The sequence below is a fragment of the Streptomyces violaceorubidus genome (assembly GCF_000717995.1).
GTDB lineage: Bacteria > Actinomycetota > Actinomycetes > Streptomycetales > Streptomycetaceae > Streptomyces > Streptomyces violaceorubidus.
Genome location: NZ_JODM01000037.1, coordinates 21,484 through 36,919 on the forward strand (window position 1 = coordinate 21,484; position 15,436 = coordinate 36,919).

At 72.2% G+C, this 15,436-nt stretch carries 15 protein-coding genes and 1 tRNA gene; 3 read left to right on the plus strand and 13 right to left on the minus strand.

Annotated features, from left to right (window positions below):
- Positions 1–13: 13 nt before the first annotated feature.
- The 4 genes from IE94_RS0130505 to IE94_RS0130520 form a co-directional block, all read right to left on the minus strand.
- Positions 14–241 (minus strand): hypothetical protein, encoded by a 228-nt coding sequence (locus IE94_RS0130505; RefSeq protein WP_030190666.1) that lies wholly within the window; start codon positions 239–241, stop codon positions 14–16.
- Between the two features lie 88 nt (positions 242–329).
- Entirely contained in the window at positions 330–1,223 is an 894-nt protein-coding gene (locus IE94_RS0130510) for an SDR family oxidoreductase (RefSeq protein ID WP_030190668.1), read from the minus strand.
- On the minus strand, positions 1,220–2,164 hold the full coding sequence (locus IE94_RS0130515; RefSeq protein WP_030190670.1) for an alpha/beta fold hydrolase: 945 nt from the start codon (positions 2,162–2,164) through the stop codon (positions 1,220–1,222). The genes IE94_RS0130510 and IE94_RS0130515 overlap by 4 nt, the downstream gene beginning before the upstream one ends.
- Positions 2,161–3,711, minus strand: a complete 1,551-nt coding sequence (locus IE94_RS0130520) for a flavin-containing monooxygenase (RefSeq protein ID WP_030190673.1) — start codon at positions 3,709–3,711, stop codon at positions 2,161–2,163. Before IE94_RS0130520 ends, IE94_RS0130515 begins: the two co-directional genes overlap by 4 nt.
- 158 nt (positions 3,712–3,869) lie before the next feature.
- Between IE94_RS0130520 and IE94_RS0130525 the strand changes: the two genes are divergently transcribed.
- A complete protein-coding gene (locus tag IE94_RS0130525; RefSeq protein ID WP_030190675.1) occupies positions 3,870–4,517 on the plus strand; it encodes a MerR family transcriptional regulator in 648 nt (215 codons plus the stop codon).
- Positions 4,518–4,533: 16 nt separating this feature from the next.
- Here IE94_RS0130525 and IE94_RS0130530 read toward each other — a convergent pair whose 3' ends face one another.
- Positions 4,534–5,337 carry an exodeoxyribonuclease III gene (locus IE94_RS0130530; RefSeq protein WP_030190677.1) on the minus strand — a complete coding sequence of 268 codons (804 nt, stop codon included), beginning with the start codon at positions 5,335–5,337 and terminating at the stop codon, positions 4,534–4,536.
- 68 nt (positions 5,338–5,405) lie between these two features.
- Here IE94_RS0130530 and IE94_RS0130535 point away from each other — a divergent pair, with 68 nt between their 5' ends.
- The gene (locus tag IE94_RS0130535) at positions 5,406–5,891 is read left to right on the plus strand and encodes a GNAT family N-acetyltransferase (protein WP_030190679.1); all 486 of its coding nucleotides are present in this window, start codon (positions 5,406–5,408) and stop codon (positions 5,889–5,891) included.
- Between the two features lie 164 nt (positions 5,892–6,055).
- Here the strand turns inward: IE94_RS0130535 and IE94_RS0130540 are convergent.
- The 7 genes from IE94_RS0130540 to galU all read right to left on the minus strand — a co-directional run bounded on the left by IE94_RS0130540 (position 6,056) and on the right by galU (position 11,684).
- Positions 6,056–6,129 (minus strand) — tRNA-Ala (locus IE94_RS0130540).
- Between the two features lie 55 nt (positions 6,130–6,184).
- Complete coding sequence (gene sepX, locus IE94_RS0130545) at positions 6,185–7,441, minus strand: divisome protein SepX/GlpR (RefSeq protein WP_030190681.1); 1,257 nt, start codon at positions 7,439–7,441, stop codon at positions 6,185–6,187.
- Positions 7,442–7,614: 173 nt separating this feature from the next.
- The gene (locus tag IE94_RS0130550; RefSeq protein WP_030190683.1) at positions 7,615–8,295 is read right to left on the minus strand and encodes a GNAT family N-acetyltransferase; all 681 of its coding nucleotides are present in this window, start codon (positions 8,293–8,295) and stop codon (positions 7,615–7,617) included.
- A complete protein-coding gene (locus tag IE94_RS0130555; protein WP_030190685.1) occupies positions 8,292–8,831 on the minus strand; it encodes a MogA/MoaB family molybdenum cofactor biosynthesis protein in 540 nt (179 codons plus the stop codon). The genes IE94_RS0130550 and IE94_RS0130555 overlap by 4 nt, the downstream gene beginning before the upstream one ends.
- Complete coding sequence (gene moaC, locus IE94_RS0130560; RefSeq protein WP_030190688.1) at positions 8,828–9,340, minus strand: cyclic pyranopterin monophosphate synthase MoaC; 513 nt, start codon at positions 9,338–9,340, stop codon at positions 8,828–8,830. Before moaC ends, IE94_RS0130555 begins: the two co-directional genes overlap by 4 nt.
- 86 nt (positions 9,341–9,426) lie before the next feature.
- Positions 9,427–10,776 carry a molybdotransferase-like divisome protein Glp gene (gene glp, locus IE94_RS0130565; protein WP_030190690.1) on the minus strand — a complete coding sequence of 450 codons (1,350 nt, stop codon included), beginning with the start codon at positions 10,774–10,776 and terminating at the stop codon, positions 9,427–9,429.
- Entirely contained in the window at positions 10,773–11,684 is a 912-nt protein-coding gene (galU, locus tag IE94_RS0130570) for a UTP--glucose-1-phosphate uridylyltransferase GalU (RefSeq protein ID WP_030190692.1), read from the minus strand. The genes glp and galU overlap by 4 nt, the downstream gene beginning before the upstream one ends.
- A 93-nt stretch (positions 11,685–11,777) precedes the next feature.
- Between galU and IE94_RS0130575 the strand changes: the two genes are divergently transcribed.
- Positions 11,778–12,392, plus strand: coding sequence for a 5-formyltetrahydrofolate cyclo-ligase (locus IE94_RS0130575; protein ID WP_030190693.1), 615 nt, complete (start codon positions 11,778–11,780; stop codon positions 12,390–12,392).
- Between the two features lie 66 nt (positions 12,393–12,458).
- Here IE94_RS0130575 and IE94_RS0130580 read toward each other — a convergent pair whose 3' ends face one another.
- On the minus strand, positions 12,459–15,269 hold the full coding sequence (locus tag IE94_RS0130580) for a penicillin acylase family protein (protein ID WP_030190695.1): 2,811 nt from the start codon (positions 15,267–15,269) through the stop codon (positions 12,459–12,461).
- Positions 15,270–15,436 lie beyond the last annotated feature (167 nt).

The following is a 15,436-nucleotide window of genomic DNA, read 5'->3' on the forward strand; positions in this document are numbered from 1 at the left end:
CAGCGGCGGCGCGTCAGGCGTCGAAGCTGTCCTGGAGGCGCTCGTCCTCGTCGCGGCGGCGCGAGGACGGGTTCGGGTGCTCCGACTCGCGGCGGCGCGCGGCCGGGGAGGACGGGTCCATGTCGTCCTCGTCGCGACGGCGGTCGCGGTTCTGGAACTGGTCCCGCGCCTGCTCGGCACGCTGCTTGCCCTGCTGCTGCATGCGCTCGGCCTTGTCCTGGAACTGGTCCTTCATACCCATGTGGGCTCACTCCTGTGGTGATCGGGCCCGACCGGATCGGCCGGGCGCTCGATCAGATTCACACGGGCCGTGACCGTGCGCATGTCGATCACTTACGGACCGTAGTCGTACTGGTCCGGCGCTGTTCGTCGGCCGCTCCACCGGCCCCGACCAGGCCCACCCGCAGGCCGTTGAGCCGGTCGCCGAAGCGCCGCATCTCGCGCTGCCCGACGGTGCCGATGACGGCCGGCAGACAGCCGCGCACGCCCTGCATGCCGCGCAGCCACCACTGCCCGTACACGTGCGCGGAGCGGCGCTCGACGCCCTCCACGAGCCGGTCGACCGCCGGGCCCAGCGGGTACGTCTTGTTCGACGGCCAGGGCAGCCGCTGTCGCAACTCCCGCATGACGTCGTCCTGGTCGGCGCCGCGCACCATGTCGGTGTCGGTCCAGGACAGGTAGCCGACGCCGACCTTCACGCCCCGGTGCCCGACCTCGCCGCGCAGGCTGTGCGCGTACGCCTCCACACCGGACTTGGAGGCGCAGTAGGCGCTCATCATCGGGGCGGGGGTGAGGGCGGCCAGCGAGGCGATCTGGAGCAGGTAGCCGCGGCTCTCCAGCAGCGCGGGCAGGAAGGCGCGGGCGGTGACGGCCGAGCCGATCAGGTTGACCTCGATGACCCGCCGCCAGGACTCCGGGTCGGAGTCGACGAAGGGACCGCCGGTGGCCACACCGGCGTTGGCGACGACGATGTCGACCTTGCCGAACCGCTCCTGGACCTCCGCCGCCACCCGGGCCATCGCCTCGTGGTCGGTGACGTCGGCGTGCCAGTGGTCGCTGTCGCTGTGCAACCGGGCGGAGACCTGCTTGAGTTCGTCGGGCTCCAGCCCGACCAGGGCCACCTTCACCCCGCGCGCCGACAGCTTGCGGGCCATCAACTCCCCGACGCCCCGCGCCGCTCCGGTGACGACGGCGACCCGTCCTTCCAGGCTCACCCTGCTCATGCGCTCTCCTCGACGGGTACGGCACGCTCACCGCGTGCGCTGGGTATGTAGGTGGCGGCGAGGGCCCGTATCTTGCCGCTGACCAGGTCCGGGGCCTCCACCGGCGTCATGTGGCCGAGCCCCGGCAGTTCCGTCAGGCCCACGCAGTCGGGCAGCGCGGCGGCCAGCGCACGGGCCTGCACGGGCGGGGTCAGCCGGTCCGCCGTACCGACCACGATCTCCACCGGCATCCGCAACTCCCGTACGCCGTGGTCGAGGTCGAGCAGGTCGAGCACCTGGGACCAGCCGTGCCGCACCCGGCTCGGGCAGGCGTGCACGATCCGGGCGCAGGCCTCGACCATGTCCGGACCCGAACCGGGGCCCATCGTCCCGTACTTGAGGATCCGGCGGGCGAGCGGTGTGACCGGCCCGAGCGGCGCCCGGGAGCCCAGGATCCGCCGGGTCAGCCAGGTGCGTACCCGGCCCGCCCGCATCGGCAGCACGGTGGCGGACGCCACCAGCCGCGCGCTGCCCGTGCTGCACAGCAGGACGGCCGCCGCGTGCTCGCGCACCGCGGGCCGTCCCGCCGCGGCCATCAGCGTCATCCCGCCCATGGAGTGCCCGGCGATCACGGCCCGCTCGCCCGGCGCGAGGGTGGCGTCCAGGACGGCTTCGAGGTCGTCGGCGAGCGGCTCGGTGCCGTAGGCCGGGTTGGCCGGGCTGCGTCCGTGGCCGCGCTGGTCGTAGGCGATGACGCGGTGGTCGGCGGCCAGTTCGCGGATCTGCGCCGCCCAGAAGGCGGTGGAGCAGCACCAGCCGTGCGCGAGGACGACCGCGGGCGCGCCTTCGGGGCCGTGCACCTCGACGTGGATCCGGGCGCCGTCGGCGGCGGTGACGGTCAGCTCGCGGGCGGGCACGGGCGGGGCGTACGGCCCGTCGGCGACGTGCAGCAGGCGGCTCACGCGCTCACCTCGGCGTCCGCGTCGGCGGCCCTCGCCGCGGCGTCCGCGTCGGCGGCCTTCGCGGGAGCCGGGCGCAGCACCTGGTACTCGGCGAGGTCCACGCGGCGCGTCTCGCGCCGGAACTCGGCGGTGGTGCCGGGCCAGACGGTGGTGTTGCGGCCGCTCGCGTCCAGGTACCAGCTGGTGCAGCCGCCGGTGTTCCACACGGTGCGCTTCATGCGCTCCTGCACCCGGTGGTTCCAGTTGCGCACGGCGGCGGGGCGCGGGTCGAGGGCGGTGCGGCCGCCGAGGACGGTCAACTGCCGCAGGTAGTCCGCCATGTAGTTCAGCTGGGACTCGATCATCAGGATCATGGACGAGTTCCCGAGGCCGGTGTTGGGCCCGATGACCGTCATGAAGTTGGGGAAGCCGGCCGCCGTGCCGCCGCGCAGCGCCTCCATGCCGCCCTTCCACGTCTCGGCCAGCGTCCGCCCGTCCGCGCCCACGACGCGCTCGGCGATGGGCATGTCGGTGACGTGGAAGCCGGTGCCGAAGATGATCGCGTCCGCCTCGGCCTCGGTGCCGTCGGCGGCGACGAGCGTCGACCCGCGCACCTCGCTCAGGCCCCCGGCGACCACGTCCACATTGGGCCGGGCGAGCGCCGGGTAGTAGGTGCTCGACAGCAGGATCCGCTTGCAGCCGATGCGGTAGCCGGGGGTGAGCTTGGCGCGCAGGGCCGGGTCCTTGATCGCGGCGCCCATGTTGCGCTTGGCGATCTGCTCGACGAAGCCCAGCTCGTTGGGGTGCTTGGTGAACGCCTGCACCTGGAGTTCCCGGATGCCCCACAGCAGCCCGCGGCGGAGCCTGGTGGTGGCGGGCACCGCCCGGTGCAGGGCGCGTTCGACGCCGCTGATGGCCCGGTCCATGCGGGGCATCACCCAGGCCGGGGTGCGCTGGAAGAGGGTGAGCCGGCCCACCTTCGGCTGGATGGACGGCACGATCTGGATGGCGGAGGCGCCGGTGCCGATCATCGCGACGCGCTTGCCGGTGAGGTCGTAGTCGTGGTCCCAGCGGGCGGAGTGGAAGACCTTGCCGGGGAAGGAGTCGAGCCCCGGGATGTCCGGGATCTTGGGGTCGGACAGCGGCCCGGTGGCGGACACGACGACGTCGGCGGTGAGCGTGCCGCGCACGGTCTCGATCTCCCACCGCAGCTGCTCGGTGTCCCACGCCATCCGCTTCACCTCCGAGTCGAAGCGCAGGTGGGGACGGAGCCCGAAGGTGTCGGTGACGTGCTCCAGGTAGGCGCGGATGTGCTCCTGCCCGGAGAAGGTGCGCGGCCACTCGGGGTTGGGGGCGAAGGAGAAGGAGTAGAGGTGGGACGGCACGTCGCAGGCGCAGCCGGGGTAGCTGTTGTCCCGCCAGGTGCCCCCGACGCTGCCGGACCGCTCCAGTACGACGAAGTCGGTGATCCCTTCGTGCCGCAGCCGCACGGCGGCCCCCAGCCCGCCGAAGCCGGACCCGATCACCGCCACCCGTACGTGTTCGTGAACCTGCTCGTGCTCGGCCATCCCTGAGCCTCCACGCTTGCCTGGACCGTCTGGAACCTGGAACCGTCTGGAACCTTGCCAGTGAACACTGGCGCAATGGGAGCGTAGAGCAGCTCCGTACTCATGGGTAGGGGTCGGGCGGAAGAAAGTTACCGGCGGTACGCCATAGGGTCGACGGCGTGACCGAGAAGCGCGAATACCGCATGGAGGAACTGGCCCGGCTGGCCGGCATCACGGTGCGCACCCTGCGCTTCTACCGCGAACGCAAACTGATCCCGCCACCCCGCCGCGAGGGCCGCATCGCCTGGTACGACGACCACCACCTGGCCCGGCTGCGCACCATCGCGGCGCTGCTCGACCGCGGCCACACCCTGAACGGCATCGCGGAACTGGCCGACGCCTTCGACCACGGCCGGGACGTCGGCGACCTGCTCGGCCTCGGCGAGCCGACCGAGGAGACCCCGGTCCGCCTCACCCCCGAGGAACTCGCCGCCCGCTTCGAGGGCGAGGTCACCCCGGAGAACCTGGCCGCCGCGATGGAGCTGGGCTACCTCGGCACCGACGGCGACGAACTCGTCCACATCAGCCACCGCCTGCTGGAGGTCTCCTCGGCCCTGGTCCGCGAGGGCATCCCGCTCGGCGAGGTCCTCCAGGCCGGCGCCCGCGTCCGCGAACACGCCGACGCCCTCGCCGCACTCTTCGCCGACCTGATCCTGCGCCACGCCCCCGAACGGGAACTCCACCGCCTGCGCCCACTGGCCCGCAGCGTGGTGGAGGCGGAACTGTCGCTGGCGTTGGACCGGCGGATACGGAAGGGGTCGGAGTAGGCCCTGGCCCCGGTGGTCAGGGGCCGTAGACCACCGTGACCGGCGCGTGGTCCGACCAGCGCTCGGCGTGCGTGGCGGCCCGCTCGACGTACCCCTTGACGGCCCTGGCGGCCAGGCCCGGGGTGGCGGCGTGGAGGTCGATCCTCCACCCGCTGTCGTTGTCGAAGGCCCGCCCCCGGTACGACCACCACGAGTACGGCCCCTCGACGTCCGGGTGCAGCGCGCGCACGACGTCCACGTACCCGCCCTCGGCCGGGTCGAGGACGCGGCTCAGCCACTCCCGCTCCTCCGGCAGGAACCCGGAGTTCTTCTTGTTGGCGCGCCAGTTCTTCAGGTCGGCCTCGCGGTGGGCGATGTTCCAGTCGCCGCAGACGACGACCTCGCGCCCCTCGGCGGCGGCACGCTCGCGCAGGCCCTTGAGGTGGGCGAGGAACTCCCCCATGAAGCGGACCTTCTCGTCCTGGCGCTCGGTGCCGACCTCGCCGGAGGGCAGGTAGAGCGAGGCGATCGTCACACCGGGCAGGTCGGCCTCGACGTAGCGGCCGGCGGTGTCGAACTCCGCCGAGCCGAAACCGACGCGGACGGCGTCGGGCTCACGGCGCGTGTAGAGGGAGACACCCGCGCGCCCCTTGGCGGCGGCGGGAGCGTGCGTCACATGCCAGCCCTCGGGCGTACGGACGTGTTCGGGCAGTTGGTGGGGTTCGGCCCGCACCTCCTGGAGGCACAGCACGTCGGCGGAGGTGTCGGCGAGCCACTCCACGAAGCCCTTCTTCGCGGCGGCGCGCAGGCCATTGACGTTGACGGAGGTCACGGTGAGCATCCCGGCACGATACCGGCACACTGGACGATGTCCCCCTCCGGACTACGCATCGACATACGGTAGGAAGCATGAACATACGCCGGGTCCCCTTCGACCACCCCGACGCCGTGAAGCTCAACGACGAGGTCCAGGCCGAGTACGACCTGCGCTACGGCGACGGCGGCGACGCCACGCACCTGGACCCGGCGGACTTCACCCCGCCGAACGGCCTGTACCTGATCGCGTACGACGAGAACGACACCCCGGTCGCCTCCGGCGGCTGGCGCAGCCAGGACGCCAACGACGAGGGCAATCTCGACGGGGACGCCGAACTCAAGCGGATGTTCGTGATCGAGCAGGTGCGCGGGCGCGGGCTGGCGCGCCGCATCCTGGCCGCCCTGGAGGAGGACGCCCGCGCGGCGGGCAGGACCCGGATGGTGCTGGAGACCGGCACCAAGCAGCCGGAGGCCGTGGCCCTCTACACATCGAGCGGGTACGAGCCGTGCGAAAAGTTCGGCTACTACCGCTTCCACGAGGAGAGCCTCTGCTACGCGAAGGCCCTCCAGGTCCGCTGAGGCCCTCCCGCCACCGCCGGGCCGCCCGGGCCCACGGCGGCGGCGCGGACACCCGGCCAGGGCCGTCCCGAGAACGAGAACGGAACCGCTCCCGGGACGGTTGTCGGGAACGACGAAGGTCCCGTCCGATCGTGATGATCGGACGGGACCTTCGTCAATGTGCGTGGACCTGAGGGGATTTGAACCCCTGGCCCCCTCGATGCGAACGAGGTGCGCTACCGGACTGCGCCACAGGCCCTTGCAACGAGTGAAACTCTAGCACCCCGTCCGGCCTGCTCAAAAATCCCTTACGGCTACTCGTTGGCCGCGCGGGGACGGTCGCCGTCCTCGTACTGGTCGAAGAGCGGCGTGCGGCCCCGCTCCCTGGCCCGGCGGGCCGACGCGGCGCGGCGGGCGTCGCTGCGGCCCGGGGTCTCGGGACGCTCCTCGGCCGGTGCGTCCGCCGGGCGGTCCCGGTCCGGCCCGGCGGCGGGGGCGGCGCCCTCCCGGTCGGGGGCCACGGCACTGGAGCGGGCCGAGCTCCACGCGTCCGGCGCCGCGAGGTCCACGTCGGGTGTGGCGCGGGGGGCGACCGGGGCGGTGACGTAGGTGGGCAGGGGCACCGGGACGGGGTCCCAGCTGTCGCCCTGCGGGCGCCCTCGGCGTTCTCGCTGCTGGTCCACCCACTCGGCGTGGTCGGTCTGCTCGACCAGTGCCCGCCGGTCCGCGGCGAGCGCCGACATCCCGGCGGCGGGCTCCGCCTCGGGCCCCTCGTCCGGCTCCTCGGCGTCGAGGTCGCCGACGGTGCCGGGGGCCGAGGGGGCGGGCCCGCGCCGGCGCGGGCGGGGGTCGCGGTCGCGCAGTCGCTGCGCGGCGGCCTCGGCCTGGCGGCGGTCCATCTGGAAGGCGAAGCGGCGGCGCTCCTGGGCGCGCAGGTGGGCGATGTAGGCGCTGAGCAGCACCGCGGGCACTCCTGGTGCCCACAGGAAGGCGAGCCCGCCGACCGCCGCGACGACCGCGCCGAGGGTGAAGGCCAGGAACAGCATCACGGTCGTGCGCCGGCGGCGTGCGAGCACCTTGCTGCGCCGGGCCCGGGCCGCGGCCGCCGGTGAGACGGGTGCGCGCCGGGCCTGCGGCACCCGTGCCCGCGCCGGTGCGGCGCCGGTGCCGGAGGAGTCGCCGGCTTCCGGGGACGGTCCGGGTCTCGGGCCGCGCTCGGGGCCGCCCGTCTGCGGGCGTGCCGCCTCGGGCCGCTCCGCCGTCTGCCGCGGTGGGACCGGTCGGGTGTGCCGTCGGGTCCTGGACACGGCGAAGGCCCGGACGTCCACCGAGTCGGTGACGGCGTCCGGAGCGTCGGCGTCGGACTCCGCCTCGTCGGCGGAGCGCGACCGCAGGTCCTTGGCGTACCGGCGCTCCATGCCCGCCCGTCCGGACAGGAGCCGGATGGCGGTGCTGAAGCGTTCCGTTGGACGGGCCTCGTTCAGCTCGTCCTGCCTACGGAGCCACATCGGCACCAAGTAGGCGGCCCAGGCCCCGACGATGACTGCGTAGATGAGGCCGCTGCTGCTCACGTCTCACACGGTAGAGGGGTTTGCGTGAGGCCATCCGCCAATTGAGCCGGTGTGTCGCACGATCTGGCTGATATTTCGAACTTTTCTTGTGATCGATCCGATCAGCAGACTGCCAGGACCGCGAAATTATCCGCTTTCGGATGGTCGTGACCCGATCAATTTCGAACGTTTATTCAATTTCCGGTGGTGCCGGCACCACCGGTGGTACCGGTGTTGCCGCTGTTCCCGGCGTTCGGTGTGCCGCGGTGCCGTGACCGGTGCCATCGCCGCAGCATGCCCTCGGGCACCTCCTCCGCGGTGAGCGCGAAGACGAGGTGGTCCCGCCAGGCTCCGTCGATGTGCAGATATCGCGGCCTCAGGCCCTCCTCCCGGAATCCGAGTTTCTCCACCACCCGGCGGCTCGGCGCGTTCTCGGGACGAATACAGACCTCGACGCGGTGCAGTCCGACGGTGCGGAAACAGTGGTCCACGGCCAGCGCCACGGCCGTCGGCATCACCCCGCGGCCGGCCACCGCCTCGTCCACCCAGTAGCCGACGTGTCCGGAGCACATCGAGCCCCAGGTGATGCCGGCCACCGTCAACTGGCCGACCAGGCGCCCCTGGTACTCGATGACGAACGGCAGCATCCGGCCCGCGTGGGCCTCGGAGCGCAGGTGCCGCACCATCTGCCGGTAGGTCGGCCGGTGCGCGATCGGGCCGCCGGGCCCGGGCGGCGGGATGGTGGCCTCCCACGGGCGCAGCCAGTCCCGGTTGCGCCGGTTGACCTCGCGCCAGGTCCGCTGGTCGCGCAGCCTTATCGGCCTCAGGACGATGTCGCCGTCCCTCAGCTCCGCGGGCCAGGAGGGGCTGTTCAGCTCGCACCCCCACCGCTGGCGGGTCTCGGGTGGTCGCCGCCGCGCAGCTGGTCCACGGCGTGCCTCAGCAGCGGCTCCAGCACGGCGAGGCCGTCCTTCACCCCGCCGGAGGAGCCCGGGAGGTTGACGATCAGCGTGCCGTTCGCCACTCCGGCCAGTCCCCTGGAGAGCGCCGCCGTCGGCACCTTGTCCCGGCCGTACGCCCGGATCGCCTCCGCGATGCCCGGCACCTCGTAGTCGATCACCGCCCGGGTCGCCTCGGGGGTGCGGTCGGTGGGCGAGACGCCGGTGCCGCCGGTGGTGACGATGACGTCGTAGCCCGCCTCGGCGCCCGCGCGGAGGGCGGCCTCCACGGGGTCGCCGTCGGGGACGACCCGGGGTCCGTCGACCGCGAAGCCGAAGCGGCGCAGGCCCTCGGCGACCAGCGGTCCGCCCTTGTCCTCGTAGACACCGGCGGCGGCCCGGTTGGACGCCGTGACGACCAGGGCGGCGTACGGCCCGGAAAGGGCCCCACCGGCGCCGTCGTCCGGCGTCATGACCTGGTCCAGTCGCCGGACTTGCCGCCCGTCTTCTGCTCCACCCGGACGTCCGTGATGACCGCTCCCTTGTCGACCGCCTTGACCATGTCGACCACGGTGAGCGCGGCGACGGAGACCGCGGTGAGCGCCTCCATCTCGACGCCCGTGCGATCCGTCGTCTTCACCGTGGCGGTGATCTCCACGGCGTCGTCCGCGACCGACAGGTCCAGTTTCACACCGGAGACCGCCAACGGGTGGCACAAGGGGATCAGGTCGGGGGTGCGCTTGGCGCCCATGATGCCCGCGATCCGGGCGGTGGCCAGGGCGTCGCCCTTCGGCACGCCCTCGCCGCGCAGCAGCTCGACCACGCGGGGCGCGACGAGGACGCGTCCACTGGCGCGGGCGGTGCGTGCGGTCACGTCCTTGCCGGAGACGTCGACCATCCGGGCGGCGCCCGCCTCGTCGATGTGCGTCAGCCGGTCCTGCGGGTCCTGTCCGCTGCTCGGCGGTCGGTCCTGCGTACTCATGCTCGTGTGGGGCTCCCGGTCCTGGCCCGGCGCGGTGCGGCGCGTGGGCCTGCTGTGCGCGACACGGTACCGCCATCGGAGCCCGCTCAGCCGAGCAGGACCACCTCGACCTCGGCACCGGGCTCGACGGACTCGGTGTCCTCGGGGACGACGATCAGCGCGTTCGCGTGCGCGAGGGCGGCCACGAGGTGGGAGCCGGAGCCGCCGACGGGGGTGACCGATCCGTCGGCGTGACTGCCCCGCAGGAACTGGCGGCGGCCCTTCGGCGAGGTCAGCGCCTTGTCCGCGGCCAGGTACGCGGTGACCGTGGGGCGGTGCACGTCGGGCAGACCCATGAGGGTGCGGATCGCGGGACGCACGAACAGCTCGAACGAGACGTACGACGACACCGGGTTGCCCGGCAGGGCGAGCAGCGGAGTGTGGTCGGGGCCGATGGAGCCGAAGCCCTGGGGCTTGCCGGGCTGCATGGCGAGCTTGCGGAAGTCCACGCCGCCGCCCGGCTCGTCCTCGTCGCCGACGTGGGCCAGCGCCTCCTTGACCACGTCGTACGCCCCGACGCTCACGCCACCGGTGGTGACCATCAGGTCGGCGCGCACCAGCTGGTCCTCGATGGTGGCCCGCAGGGTCTCGGCGTCGTCGGAGACCGCGCCCACGCGGTAGGCGATGGCACCGGCGTCCCGGGCGGCGGCGGTGAGGGCGAAGCTGTTGGAGTCGTAGATCTGACCGGCCGCCAGCTGCTCGTCGGGCTGGACGAGTTCGCTGCCGGTGGAGAGCACCACCACGCGCGGGCGCGGGCGCACCCGTACCGTGCCCCGGCCGATCGCGGCGAGCAGGCCGATCTGCGGCGGGCCGAGGACGGTGCCGGCCGCCAGGGCGCGGTCGCCGGAGCGGACGTCGCTGCCCTGCGCGCGGACGTGGGCGCGTGCCTCGGCCGGCCGGTACACGTGGACGTGGCCCTCGGCGCCCTCGGGGGCGAGGCTGCGGGCGCGCATGCCCGCCACGGGGCCCTCGCCGAGCCCGCCGTCGGTCCACTCGACGGGGACGACGGCTTCGGCGCCGGGCGGGAGCGGGGCGCCGGTCATGATGCGGGCGGCCTGACCGGGGCCCACGGTGATCGGGTCGGCCTGGCCTGCGGCGACGTCTCCGACGACCTCCAGGACGGCGGGGAACTCCTCGCTGGCGCCCGCGACGTCGGTGACCCGCACCGCGTAGCCGTCCATGGAGCTGTTGTCGAACGGCGGCAGGGACAGCGGCACCGTGATGTCGTCGACCAGGACGCACCCCTGGGCGTCGAGCAGGTTCAGCTCGATCGGGTCCAGGGGACGGACGGTGGCCAGGACGTCGTCCAGGTGGTCCTGCACCGACCACAGCCGGTCCGGACCGGGGCCCGCGGCGGCGTGGTCGTGGCCGGTGTCACGGTGTGCGCTGCTGCTCAACGTCCCTGCATCTCCTCGGCTACGTAGCTGCGAAGCCAGGTCCGGAAGTCCGGGCCCAGGTCTTCACGTTCGCATGCGAGTCTGACAATGGCACGCAGGTAGTCGCCGCGGTCGCCGGTGTCATAGCGGCGGCCCTTGAAGACGACGCCGTGCACCGGGCCGCCCACGGACTCGTCCGCGGCGAGCTGCTGGAGGGCGTCGGTCAGCTGGATCTCGCCGCCCCGGCCGGGCTCGGTGGTGCGGAGTATGTCGAAGATGTGCGGGTCGAGGACGTAGCGGCCGATGATGGCGTAGTTGGACGGGGCGTCGGCCGGGTCGGGCTTCTCGACCAGTCCGCCGACCTTGACGACGTCGCCGTCGGTGGTGCTCTCCACGGCCGCGCAGCCGTAGAGGTGGATCTGCTCCGGCGCGACCTCCATGAGGGCGATCACACTGCCGCCGTACTGCTCCTGGACGTCGATCATGCGCTGGAGCAGGGGGTCGCGCGGGTCGATGAGGTCGTCGCCGAGCAGGACCGCGAAGGGCTCGTGGCCGACGTGCGGGGCGGCGCACAGCACGGCGTGGCCGAGGCCCTTGGGGTCGCCCTGGCGGACGTAGTGCATCATCGCGAGGTCGCTGGACTCCTGGACCTTGGCCAGGCGGCCCGCGTCGCCCTTCTTCTGGAGGGCAGACTCCAGTTCGTAGTTGCGGTCGAAGTGGTCTTCCAGGGGGCGCTTGTTGCGGCCCGTGACCATGAGGACGTCACCGAGGCCCGCGGCCACGGCCTCTTCGACCACGTACTGGATCGCCGGCTTGTCGACGACCGGCAGCATCTCCTTGGGAGTGGCCTTGGTGGCCGGCAGGAACCGGGTACCGAGACCGGCTGCTGGGATGACAGCCTTGCTGATCCTGGGGTGGGACTGAGTCATGCGCGCCACCATATCCGGTGCCTATAGGGAGAATCTGTGACTCGGGATCATAGGCGCTCATATGAGCGCATTAGCGCGGTACGGGAGTCACCGATGTCTCATCTCGGCCCAGTGGACGAACCTGACAAGCGGACGTTGCGGCGGGCTTTCCTCGCGGCGAGGGAGGGGTTGACGCCCGACGACGTGCGGGAAGCCGCCGAGGCGCTGGCCGCGCGGGCGCTCGGGCTGCCGGAGGTGGCGGGGGCGCGCGCCGTGGCGGCGTACGTCTCCGTGGGCGCCGAGCCGGGCACCCTCGCGCTCCTGGACGCGCTGTGCGCGCGGGGGGTGCGCGTCCTGCTGCCCGCGCTGCTGCCGGACAACGACCTGGACTGGGGCGAGTACACCGGAGAGGACTCCCTCGCGCGCGTGCGGCACGGCGGGCGGATGGAGCTGTACGAGCCCGCCGGTGAGCGGCTGGGGCCGGACGCGGTGACGCGGGCGGACGTCGTGCTGCTGCCGGGGGTCGCGGTGGACGGCCGCGGCCTGCGCCTGGGGCGCGGGGGCGGCTCCTACGACCGGGTTCTGGCCCGCCTGGAGGCGGCGGGCGCCCGTCCCGCGCTGCTGGTGCTGCTGTACGACCGGGAGGTCGTCGCGCGCGTCCCCGCCCAGCCGCACGACCGGCCGGTGGACGCGGTGGTGACGCCGTCGGGGGTGCGCAGGTTCCGCTGACGGCGGGCGCACGGGAAACGGCCTCCACGCGCGCGTGGAGGCCGTTTCCCGTGCGACGGACGCGGGCTACGGCTTGAGCAGCAGCGTGTCGCTCGTGCTCTCGTCGACGGCCTTCTTGGAGAAGGACCACGGCAGCAGTTCGCCGTTCGCCCACTTGTCGGTCTGGTCGGTGTAGTGGGCGCTGTAGGCGTGTCCGGAGGCGCCGGTGAGGTTGATCCAGCGGGACTTGTCGAGGTCCCCGAGGTTGACCACCATCCGCATGGACGGCACCCAGATCACCCCGTAGCCGCCGGCCGCGTTCCAGCCGGAGGCGTTGACCGCCGCCTCGCCGCCGCTGAGCTTCCAGGGGCCGCGGTTGAGGGCGTACTTCAGGAAGCCGGGGCCCTCGGTGCCCAGGGTCTGGTTCTTCAGGAACAGGCGGTGCAGCCGGCCCCAGTTCCAGCTGTCGATGTCCTTGCCGAGCTTGGCGGTCAGCTCCCAGCGGGCGTCGATCATGGCGCGCTTGAACAGGTCGTCGCGGTTGTGGTCGGCGCCCTTGCGGGTGCCCGAGGCGGGCGTCGTCCACCAGTCGCTCTTGGGCTTCTCCATCAGTGTGCGGACCACCTCGAACCAGCGGTCGCCCCCGTCCGGCTGCGCCTGGCCCGCCTCGCGCTGGCCGCACTCGCGGACCTTGTTGGTCTCGTCCGCCGGGCCGGTGGTGTTGACCGGGTCGACCCACAGGCACTGGCCCTCGACCCGCAGCTCCTTGGGCAGCTTGTTGCCGAAGGCGAGCTTGAGGACGTTGCGCCAGACCGCGTTGAAGTAGGCGGCGGCGGCCGAGTCGGCGTCCTGGGTGTAGTCCCAGCCCTCCAGCAGCTTCTGCGCCTCACGGACGTCCTTGTCGGCGATGTCGATCTTCAGCAGCTGGGGCACGAGCAGCTTGGCCATCTCGCTGCTGTTGTCGAGCTGCATCTGGCGCATGTCGTCGGTGGAGATCTTGCCGCCGTCCTTGATCTTCTGCTCGATCAGGGAGGTGATGCGCTGACTGCGGGCGCCGTAGCCCCAGTCCGTGGTGAGCGTGTACGGGTACTTGTCCTTGTCGACCACGGCCTGGTTGGCGGTCACGATGTAGCCGCGGTCCGGGTCGTACTCGTAGGGCAGTTCGTCCTGGTCGATGTACTCGCCGGTCCAGCGGTACTTGGGGCTCCAGCCCGGCGCCGGGACCGAGCCGTCGTGGCCCTCGGCGCGCACCGGGATCCGGCCGGGCAGCGTGTAGCCGATGTGCTCGCTGTCGGCGTAGACCAGGTTCTGCGAGGGCACGTCGAACAGCGTGGCGGCCTCGCGGAAGTCGTCCCAGTTCTGGGCGCGGTCGATCGCGAAGACGGCGTCCATGGTGGTGCCCGCGTCCAGCGCCGTCCAGCGCAGGGCGACGCCGTAGCCGTCGCCGCGGTCGGGGGCGGAGCTGCCGACGGCGGCCTTCTTGCCGGTCTTCACCAACTCGTCGTCGCGGTCGGAGAGCAGGGGGCCGTTGTTCGTCTCGCGGACGACGATCTTCTTGGAGTCGCCGCCGGCGACCTTGATGGTCTCCTCGCGCGTCTCGAAGGGGACCACCTTGCCGTCGTACTGGTAGCCCTCGCCGGTGATCTTCTCCAGGTAGAGGTCGGTGACGTCGGCGCCGGAGTTGGTCAGGCCCCAGGCGATCTTCTGGTTGTGGCCGATGACGACCCCGGGCATGCCCGCGAAGGTGTATCCGGCCACGTCGTAGCGGCACTTGTCGGAGACCGTGCGGCAGTGCAGGCCCATCTGGTACCAGACCGAGGGCAGGGACGGCGACAGGTGCGGGTCGTTGGCCAGCAGCGGCTTGCCGGTGATGGTGTGCTTGCCGGAGACGACCCAGGAGTTGGAGCCGATGCCGTTGCCGTTCACGCCGACGGCGGTGGGCACGTCGTCCAGGACCTCCTGGAGGCCCGCCAGTTGGCCCTGGAGGGCGCTGCCGGAGCCGGTTCCCGTGCCGGTGCCGGTTCCCGTGCCGGTGCCGGTTCCCGTGCCCGTGCCCGTCCCGGTGCCGTCACCGCCACCGCTGCCCGACGAACCGCCGTCGCCGCCGTCGAACGTCCGGGTGAGCTCGTCGTACTGGCCCTCCTGGACGATCGCCTTGTTGCGGTCGTACGGGTACGCCGGGTAGAGGTCGGCGATCTGCTTGGGGCCGAGGCGGCTGGTCATCAGCGCGCGGTCCACCTCGTCCTGCATGTTGCCGCGCAGGTCCCAGGCCATCGCCTTCAGCCAGGCCACCGAGTCGACCGGGGTCCACTCCTGGGGCTTGTAGTCGTTGGTGAACCCGAGGGCCGCGTACTCCAGGGAGATGTCCGCGCCGTCCTTGCCCTTCAGGTAGGCGTTGACGCCCTTGGAGTAGGCCTGGAGGTACTTCTTGGTGGAGTCCGAGAGCTTCTCGTCGTACTCCTTCTTCGCCACCCGGTGCCAGCCCAGGGTGCGCAGGAACTCGTCGTTGTCGACCTGGCTCTTGCCGAACATCTCCGACAGGCGCCCGGCGGTCATGTGCCGGCGGACGTCCATCTCGTAGAACCGGTCCTGCGCCTGGACGTAGCCCTGCGCCATGAACAGGTCCTCCTCGCTGGAGGCGTAGACCTGCGGGATGCCGTACCCGTCGCGTTTGACGTCGACCGGACCCGACAGGCCGCCCAGCGTGATCGAGCCCTTGGTCTGCGGGAAGGAGGCGCGGACGGTGCTGACCGACCAGTACGCCCCGTAGGCGAGGCCGCCGATGAGGGCCAGGACCAGCACGAGGACGAGCAGGCGGCCCTTGCGCCCCTTGCGCGCCTTCTTCCTTCCGGACGTGCCGGGCTGCTGACCCGTGGGGGCGGTGGTGGTGGGGGGCATCGCTGTCCTTGCTGTCCTAACACGAGCGGCAGGGGCGGGCTGTGCTTCGTACCGAGGCTGGACGCCGAGCGCTGAGCGCCGAGCGCTGGAGCAACTGTAGGCGCAGGCCCGACTCCGCCATGACGCGGAGTCGGGTAGAGGGACGCACGGGCGTTCGATCTTGCCAA

Coding starts and splice junctions, on each gene's coding strand:
- IE94_RS0130505 (WP_030190666.1), bottom strand. CDS start 241: ATGGGTATGAAGGACCAGTTCCAGGACAAGGCCGAGCGCATGCAGCAG.
- IE94_RS0130510 (WP_030190668.1), bottom strand. CDS start 1,223: ATGAGCAGGGTGAGCCTGGAAGGACGGGTCGCCGTCGTCACCGGAGCG.
- IE94_RS0130520 (WP_030190673.1), bottom strand. CDS start 3,711: ATGGCCGAGCACGAGCAGGTTCACGAACACGTACGGGTGGCGGTGATC.
- IE94_RS0130530 (WP_030190677.1), bottom strand. CDS start 5,337: ATGCTCACCGTGACCTCCGTCAACGTCAATGGCCTGCGCGCCGCCGCG.
- IE94_RS0130535 (WP_030190679.1), top strand. CDS start 5,406: ATGAACATACGCCGGGTCCCCTTCGACCACCCCGACGCCGTGAAGCTC.
- IE94_RS0130555 (WP_030190685.1), bottom strand. CDS start 8,831: ATGACGCCGGACGACGGCGCCGGTGGGGCCCTTTCCGGGCCGTACGCC.
- moaC (WP_030190688.1), bottom strand. CDS start 9,340: ATGAGTACGCAGGACCGACCGCCGAGCAGCGGACAGGACCCGCAGGAC.
- galU (WP_030190692.1), bottom strand. CDS start 11,684: ATGACTCAGTCCCACCCCAGGATCAGCAAGGCTGTCATCCCAGCAGCC.
- IE94_RS0130575 (WP_030190693.1), top strand. CDS start 11,778: ATGTCTCATCTCGGCCCAGTGGACGAACCTGACAAGCGGACGTTGCGG.
- IE94_RS0130580 (WP_030190695.1), bottom strand. CDS start 15,269: ATGCCCCCCACCACCACCGCCCCCACGGGTCAGCAGCCCGGCACGTCC.